2 protein-coding genes are annotated in these 1,325 nt (G+C 74.6%); both read left to right on the forward strand.

What is annotated here, in order from left to right; translation table 11 throughout:
- Positions 1 to 367: sensor histidine kinase (locus tag LCH29_RS43965; RefSeq protein ID WP_446467290.1), on the forward strand; the 367-nt coding region annotated here is incomplete at its 5' end.
- Positions 368 to 510: 143 nt separating this feature from the next.
- Positions 511 to 1,325 (forward strand): sensor domain-containing protein (locus LCH29_RS43970; protein WP_446467291.1); only part of this gene is annotated, 815 nt, incomplete at its 3' end.

The raw sequence follows: 1,325 nt of genomic DNA on the forward strand, positions 1-1,325 counted from the left end.
CACCGACCTCCCCGAACGCCCCGCACCCGCCATCGAAGGCATCGCCTACTTCACCGTCTCCGAACTCCTCCAGAACATCAGCAAACACAGCAACGCCCGGACCGCTTCGGTGGAGCTGTCCCGGTCGGGCAGCCGGCTGCTGATCCGGGTGCGGGACGACGGGCGCGGCGGCGCGTCCCCGGACGGGGGCAGCGGTCTTGCGGGGCTGGCGGAACGGCTCGGCTCGGTCGACGGCCGGTTCTCGGTGGACTCCCCGCCCGGCGGCCCGACCTCGGTGGAGGCCGAGCTGCCGTGGCGCGACCGCGACGGTGCGAGCCGTACGGGCGGCGTCCCGCGCCGCGCGGCGGCGGCCCGCCGGTCCGCGTAGGCGGCGCCGAAGGGGTGGGGTTAGCCCCCGGGCGAAGACGCCGACCCGCTCCATTCCCGGGGCCACCGGCCCCGGGGACCCTGAAGGACAACGACAGCGGACAAGCCGGGCACCCGCCTCGGCCCGGGAGGACGGACGACGAGATGGCCACCGCATACGGACCGTACGGGCCGGGGAGCGAGCCCCGGCACCGCCTGGTGCCGCCCGCGCTGCGGGCGCCGTTCGAGGCCCGCGTCTGGCGCGAGTTCCTCTATCTGCTGCTCAGCCTGCCGATGGCGGTCCTGACCTTCACGTACGCGGTCGTCACGCTCTCCCTCGGCGCGGGACTGCTGATCACCTTCCTCGGCGTTCCGGTGCTCGGCGCCGCCCTGGCGGGCTGCCGGGGGATCGGGGTCGTGGAGCGGGCCCGCGCCCGGGCGCTGCTGCGGCTGGAGGTCGCCGAGCCGGAGCCGGTCCGCGTGGCCGGGGGCAAGCGGGGGCCGGTGTCCTGGGTGGGCGCGCTGCTGAAGAGCGGCACCTCGTGGCGGCATGTGCTGTACGCGCTGCTGCACCTGCCGTGGGCGATCTTCGCCTTCACCGTCGCGACGGTGTTCGCCTGCTACGGCTGGGGCTTCGCGACGTATCCGCTGTGGCGCTGGGTCTTCCCCGCGTACATCGACCAGCCGGGCATCGAGCTGTTCGGGGACGACGACCGGGGGCGCCACTTCTACCTGGACACCCCGTTCGAGGTCGCCGCGTCCTGTGTGCTCGGGGTGCTGGTCCTCCTGGCGACCCCATGGGTGATGCGGGCGCTGACCACCGTCGACCGGCTCCTGGTGATCGGGCTGCTGGGCCCGTCGCGGCTGGCGACCCGGGTGTGGGAGCTGGAGTCGGACCGGGGCACGGTGGTCGACACCGCCGCCGCCGACCTGCGCCGCATCGAACGCGACCTCCACGACGGAGCACAGGCCCGCCTCGT

Source organism: Streptomyces sp. BRA346, from assembly GCF_052851135.1.